Source organism: Bacillus cereus (assembly GCF_002567495.1).
Taxonomy (GTDB): Bacteria; Bacillota; Bacilli; order Bacillales; family Bacillaceae_G; genus Bacillus_A; species Bacillus_A cereus_AQ.
Genome location: NZ_NVAP01000042.1, coordinates 76,177 through 82,813, shown reverse-complemented (window position 1 = coordinate 82,813; position 6,637 = coordinate 76,177). Strand labels below are relative to the sequence as shown.

Here is a 6,637-nt window from a genome sequence, read left to right as displayed (position 1 = left end):
AACCGGTCCAACTGGAGTAACGGGGTCAACGGGAATAACCGGTCCAACTGGAGTAACCGGATCAACTGGAATAACGGGATCAACTGGAATAACGGGATCAACTGGAATAACGGGATCAACTGGAGTAACCGGGTTAACTGGAATAACCGGATCAACTGGAGTAACCGGATTAACTGGAGTAACCGGATCAACTGGAGTAACGGGTTCAACTGGAGTAACGGGGCCAACTGGAGTAACGGGTTCAACTGGAGTAACCGGCCCGACCGGAATAACCGGTCCAACTGGAGAACCTGGAGTTATTGGTCCCATAACAACCACCAATTTATTATATTACACCTTTTCAGATGGAGAGAAACTTATATATACAGATGCAGATGGGATAGCTCAATATGGTACAACGAAGATATTATCTCCTAGTGAAGTTTCATATATTAATTTGTTTATCAATGGAATAATGCAACCACAGCCATTATATGAAGTTAGTGATGGCAAATTAACTATATTGGATACTCAACCACCATCGCAAGGTTCTTCAATTATTTTGCAATTCATCATTATTAATTAAAAAGACAGGTTCCTAAAAATGAAAAGGAATCTGTCTTTTTTTGTTCTAAACTAAAGCAATTAAAATTAAGTGACGATAAATTCAATTGTAATCGGAATTCCACCGTCTAATGCGTCTCCGCCTGGAATTGTAATAGCACCAGTGGGACCAGTAGTTACACTGGAGTTCACGCTAGGTTGAAGAATGCCATTTACATAAAAGTTGTAATACGTAAAAATTGGGAAAGCAGTTGCAGTAGTACCCGCGTCGTTTAAACAAGCTGTGGCAGCAATAGCAAAAGCTGCACCTGTACCTGTGCCAGCTCCTAGTGTAGATGTAAATCTTCTAGATGCCATAAATGGTTGAATGATAGGCAATTAATTTTCACTCCTTAAAATATTTTATTGGAACGAAGTATAAAATAACTTGTCCACTATATTGTATGAGAGTTTTTTATAATAGAAACGGCTTCACCTTTATAGGATGCGCCCAATTTAAGTAAAGAAATGTTCTTTACTTATATGAAAAAACGATGTTGTGACTTGCGGAGTATATGTTAATCGTAAATTCGATTTTTTGTATCTAAATTAAAATGTGTCTTTGGATCTAAGAGATAAACGTGGAAAAATAAAATAAACTCTTAAGTTTAGGTATTTAATCTAAGCAGTCAATTATTAAAAACATATAATTAATATGTGAGTCATGAACATAATTAAATAGTGTTTTCAAGTTTAATTATATTTCATGTTTCCTATTTTAAGTAAATATATAACACATACTCTTTCACAACTTTATGATCCTTATAATAGGAAAAACTCAAATATAAAACAAGTAAGGAGGACATAAATGACAAATAATAATTGTTTTGGTCATAACAACTGCAATAATCCAATTGTTTTCACTCCAGAATGTTGTAATAATCCACAAACTGTTCCAATTACTAGCACTCAATTAGGGCAATTAATCACTTTACTAAATTCTTTAATTTCGGCTGTTGCAGCGTTTTTTGCAAACCCAAGTGATGCAAACAGATTAAATTTACTAAATTTGTTTACTCAACTACTAAATTTACTAAATGGATTAGCACCATCTCCAGAAGGTAATTATTTAAAACAACTAATTCAAAGTATTATTAATGTACTTCAATCTCCTAATCCAAACTTAAGCGAATTACAATCTTTATTACAACAATTCTACAGCGCTCTTGCACCATTCTTCTTCTCTTTAATTATTGACCCTGCAAGTTTACAACTTTTATTAAACTTATTAACTCAATTAATTGGTGCTACTCCAGGTGGAGGTCCAACAGGAGCAACAGGTCCAACAGGAGCAGGCGGAGCGACAGGAGCAACAGGAGCAACAGGTCCAACAGGAGCAGGCGGAGCAGGAGTAACAGGAGCAACAGGAGCAACAGGAGCAACAGGAGCAACAGGAGCAACAGGAGCAACAGGAGCAACAGGCCCAACAGGTCCAACAGGAGCAGGAGCAACAGGCCCAACAGGAGCAACAGGAGCAACAGGAGCAACAGGCCCAACAGGAGCAACAGGAGCGACAGGAGCAACAGGCCCAACAGGAGCAACAGGAGCGACAGGCCCAACAGGAGCAACAGGTCCAACAGGAGCAACAGGAGCGACAGGAGCAACTGGTGGCGGAGCTATTATCCCATTTGCTTCAGGTACAACACCATCTGCGTTAGTTAACGCGTTAGTAGCTAATACAGGTACTCTTCTTGGATTTGGATTTAGTCAGCCTGGTGTAGCTTTAACTGGTGGAACAAGTATCACATTAGCATTAGGTATAGGTGATTATGCATTTGTAGCACCGCGCGCAGGAACTATTACGTCATTAGCAGGTTTCTTTAGTGCAACAGCTGCATTGGCTCCATTATCACCTGTTCAAGTGCAGATACAAATATTAACTGCACCTGCAGCAAGTAATACGTTTACAGTACAAGGCGCACCTCTATTATTAACACCAGCATTTGCTGTAATAGCGATTGGTGCTACATCATCAGGGATTATAGCAGAAGCTATTCCAGTAGCAGCAGGGGATAAAGTATTATTATATGTTTCATTAACAGCAGCAAGTCCAATAGCTGCAGTTGCAGGATTTGTAAGTGCAGGTATTAATATCGTTTAATTTGTTACAATGTTTAGTAGGAAATTAAACAGGGGTTTGTATATAGTCCTTCCTAATAAATTTAGGAAGGACTATATTTTTTGGGGGAATAAGTAATAAATCAATTGAACAATTTCTCTTTGTTAAGTTCGTATAAAAAAATATAATGTACACTTTATTGTTTAAGGAATAAGTTATGTAACTTGAAAAATTTCCGATCAGCAAAAAAAAGATGAATTCTTTTAAAAAGAATTCATCTATAAAATAAACTATTTATTTTTATTACAGTTACATCCTTTCTTCTTTACATAGCCTTGCTCCGCTAAATCTCTTTGCGATTGGGAATTGGAAGATTGAGAATTTGAAGATTGAGAGGATGCTGAAGAGCTACTATTTTTATTATAAGAGTAGTTTTTTCGATAGTTATAATTACTCATAGTATTATCACCTCCAATTAAATATATAAATATTATATGTATGTACTCTATTAATTGTTACGATAAAAAATCTCCTAGGTATTTTCCGAGGAGATAGAGGATTATTTTTAAATGGTATAAATTAATACCCCCAGTAAAGAGGGGAATAATATGAATCTTGATAGTATAGATTTTGTTGTTGAGTAGAGGGATGAGTTTGGGAATTTATTATCCCTCGGTTTTGATTACAGTTTGCTGGGGGACCAATTACTGTAGTAGATTGAATCGGGGATATCGCTTGTTTCCATTGTTGTTCATTGAGGCAATAAGTATGAGCCATCATATTGGCTGGAGTTAATCTTAAAATATCTGAACCAAAAATAACTTCCGGCGTAGGAGCATCGAAGATAGCTAATAAATGGGTATTATCTGTTGAAGCAATTTCATAATGCCACCATGCTTGTGGAATGTTGGCAACTTGCCCTGGCTTTATTGGGAAGTTTAATATTTGATTTGTAAAAGGGTTAAGCAAAGAAACGACAGCAGATCCTGAAATACAGTAAACAAGTTCAGATGCATTTTGATGAATATGTGGTTCTACAACATTTCCTGTACTTAAATAAATATCTAATAAAGAAGTATTTTCTAAAGTATTTAGTTGTTTTATACTAAGGACGTTTATATAATTTTGGGCATCTTTTTTAAAATAATTACTTTTATTTAAGTCATGAGTGAAATTGGTTGAAGGGGAAGTGTAGTCGATATTAGAAGTCATTGATTTTACCTGCCTTTCAATTAGTAAGTAAGGTAATAAAATTAGGATATGTGTCTAGTGTTTGTTATGTGCTGTTGTCGACAGCTTAATACCTTATTCCGTAAAAAATACGGTATTAAGCTTAAACTATATTCATATTCCCATTCATACTTTGGATTGATGGAAAAAAGTAATGAAAATGTTAATTTAAAATTACATCAATCATTTATAAGGAGTGAATGTTCATGTCATTTAGTGAAATGATTAGAAATGAAGTGCTCAGCTGGGCGGGTGTTTCTGAAAAACCGCATCGATTTGGTGGTATTGAAATAAATTATGGTAAGAAAGAGCTTGGCCATCTTCATGGTGATAAATTAGTTGATTTACCACTTTCGAAGTTAAAGCGAGATGAATTAGTGAGCCAAGGATTAGTGAAAGCACATCACGTATTACCTGAATCAGGATGGATAAGTTATTATATAAAGAGTGAAGCGGATATTCCATTTGCAATTGAGTTATTTCGAATGCAATATGATCGAGTACAAAAAAATAATGAAGTAAAGTAGATTAATAAAAATTAATTTTTATGTCACATCCCTCCTTAATCGTTCGTCTTGTATGTAGAACGATTGAGGAGGGATTTTATTATGAAGAAATTTGATGTAGCAATTGTTGGCAGTGGGCTTGCTGGGTTAACTGCATCAATATATTTAGCGAAAGCTGGAAGGGAAGTGGTTGTATTAGAAAAGGCCAGTCGCTTTGGTGGTCGAGGGATGACTATAAATAAAAATGGGATCTGCATGAATCTTGGTGCACACGCTTTATATAGAGGAGGGGCAGCATTTTTAACTTTTAATGAGCTCGGTATGAATCTTCCAGGTGGAATACCATCTACAAAAGCACATGGAATATGGAAAGGGGATATATTCACCATCCCAACAAATTTTCGCTCAATTTTATCAACACCACTACTTTCATGGCCTGCAAAAGTACAATTCTCACGTCTTATGATTCGTTTAGGAAATTTAGATGTAGGAGAAGTCCCAAAAGTGAGTCTAACTACATGGGCAGAAAATGAAATAAAAGATCCAATGGTTCGCAATATATTTTACGCGCTATGCCGGACAACAACATATACGTTTGCTCCTACAATGCAATTAGCATCTTCAGTCCTAAAGCAAATACAGCTTTCTATAAAAGAAGGAGTGCTTTATGTAGATGGTGGTTGGGAGACGATACTAACAAAATTAAGAGAGATAGCGAATGATGTCGGGGTGCGATTTTTGGCTAAAAAGCATGTTTTGGAAATAGAGCATTATGAAGATAAACAAAGAATACATTGTTTTGACGATGAGATTTTTGAAGTAGGTACAGTCATCGTGACGACCCCGCCGAAAGAAGCTTGTAAAATAATAAAAGGTGCAGAAGGAACAAGTTTGCATAGATGGAGTGAACAATTGGTACCGGTTACTGTTGCAGCGTTAGATATTGGCTTGAGACAATTACCTAATCCTGCACATCAATTTGTATTAGGATTAGATCAACCTATATTTTTCACGAATCAATCAAGAGCAGCTAAATTAAGTGAAGATGGATCATTTGCAGTGAGTCTAATTAAGTATCATAATCCTGTGCTAGAGATGAATCATATTCATGAAGATAAAGAACAGTTAGAAAATACGATGGAGTTGTTACATCCAAATTGGAAAAGAGAAGTTGTTGCACAGCAATATTTACCGAAAATAACAGTAGTATATGATTTTCCTCATATTGACCGAGTTGAAAAACCGGGCCCTAATATACCTGAAATGCCAGGTATTTACGTTGCAGGAGATTGGGCTGGGCATGATGAAATATTAGCTGATGTTGCAGTAGCAAGCGGGAAACGTGCAGCGTTACACATTTTAAAGCAATTAGAAAGCGAGGCTGTTCATCATGGAAACGGAGCAATTATATGAAGCGTATCAACCATTATTATTTTCGTTAGCATATAGAATCCTTGGGAGTGTTATGGATGCTGAGGATATCGTTCAGGATGTATTTATTTCGCTAAATAATATAGAGGATCTTCAATCTATAGAAAATATGAAAGCATATTTATGTAAGATGGCGACAAATCGTTCAATTGATAAATTACGTTCGGCAGCGGATAAACGTAATGTGTATGTAGGGGTGTGGTTACCAGAGCCACTTGTAGAAGAGAATGATGAGCCATCAAAGTCATTTATAATGAAAGAATCCCTTTCCACAGCATATTTATTACTTTAACAACAACTGTCTGAAGTAGAAAGGGTTGTTTTCATATTAAGAGAGGTTTTCAGTTATGAATACGAAGAAATAGCTACAATTGTTGATAAGAGTAGTGTGAACTGCAGGAAAATCTTTCAACGTGCACGAAAAAGCATTTTGGAGAAACCGAAGCAATCAAAATTAAGTACGAAGAAAATGGCTGCTTATGTTGAAAAGTTTGTATCATCATTACAGTGTGGGGATGCGGAAGGTATGTTAGAAGTATTAAAAACAGATGCTATATTCAAAGCAGATGGTGGTGGTAAAGTTACGACTGCGATTCATCCGATTTATTCTGCGGATCGAATTATACGTTTGTTCTTTGGAATTGTACAACGCTTGACAGAAGAGTACACCGTTGATTTCAAAATGGTAAATGGTGTACCAGGAGTTATAGTTACAATAAATAATAAAGTAACTTATGTTCTTTCGTTTGTATTTGAGGATGAGAAAATTTCAAACATTTATATGATGGTTAATCCTGAAAAACTTATGCATTTAAATATAAAAATATAA

The 6,637-nt window shown here is 35.8% G+C and carries 6 protein-coding genes and 1 pseudogene; 5 read left to right on the top strand and 2 right to left on the bottom strand.

What is annotated here, in order from left to right; translation table 11 throughout:
- On the top strand, window positions 1-565 hold a 565-nt coding region (locus COK05_RS20355; RefSeq protein ID WP_141539184.1), incomplete at its 5' end, for a DUF4183 domain-containing protein.
- A gap of 65 nt (window positions 566-630) precedes the next feature.
- Here COK05_RS20355 and COK05_RS20350 read toward each other — a convergent pair.
- Window positions 631-921, bottom strand: a complete 291-nt coding sequence (locus COK05_RS20350; RefSeq protein WP_098614000.1) for a DUF4183 domain-containing protein — start codon at window positions 919-921, stop codon at window positions 631-633.
- Window positions 922-1,390: 469 nt separating this feature from the next.
- Between COK05_RS20350 and COK05_RS20345 the strand changes: the two genes are divergently transcribed.
- A complete protein-coding gene (locus COK05_RS20345) occupies window positions 1,391-2,683 on the top strand; it encodes an exosporium glycoprotein BclB-related protein (RefSeq protein WP_098613999.1) in 1,293 nt (430 codons plus the stop codon).
- Window positions 2,684-3,220: 537 nt separating this feature from the next.
- On the opposite strand, the gene COK05_RS20340 is transcribed toward COK05_RS20345, so the two are convergent.
- Window positions 3,221-3,853 carry a cupin domain-containing protein gene (locus COK05_RS20340; protein ID WP_098613998.1) on the bottom strand — a complete coding sequence of 211 codons (633 nt, stop codon included), beginning with the start codon at window positions 3,851-3,853 and terminating at the stop codon, window positions 3,221-3,223.
- 224 nt (window positions 3,854-4,077) lie between these two features.
- Between COK05_RS20340 and COK05_RS20335 the strand changes: the two genes are divergently transcribed.
- The 3 genes and pseudogenes from COK05_RS20335 to COK05_RS20325 all read left to right on the top strand — a co-directional run bounded on the left by COK05_RS20335 (window position 4,078) and on the right by COK05_RS20325 (window position 6,637).
- A complete protein-coding gene (locus COK05_RS20335) occupies window positions 4,078-4,398 on the top strand; it encodes a luciferase domain-containing protein (RefSeq protein ID WP_141539183.1) in 321 nt (106 codons plus the stop codon).
- A gap of 81 nt (window positions 4,399-4,479) precedes the next feature.
- Window positions 4,480-5,790: a phytoene desaturase family protein gene (locus tag COK05_RS20330; protein WP_098613996.1), complete on the top strand. Its 1,311-nt coding sequence runs from the start codon at window positions 4,480-4,482 to the stop codon at window positions 5,788-5,790.
- Window positions 5,768-6,637 (top strand): annotated as a pseudogene (locus tag COK05_RS20325) (sigma-70 family RNA polymerase sigma factor). The gene COK05_RS20330 and the pseudogene COK05_RS20325 overlap by 23 nt, the downstream one beginning before the upstream one ends.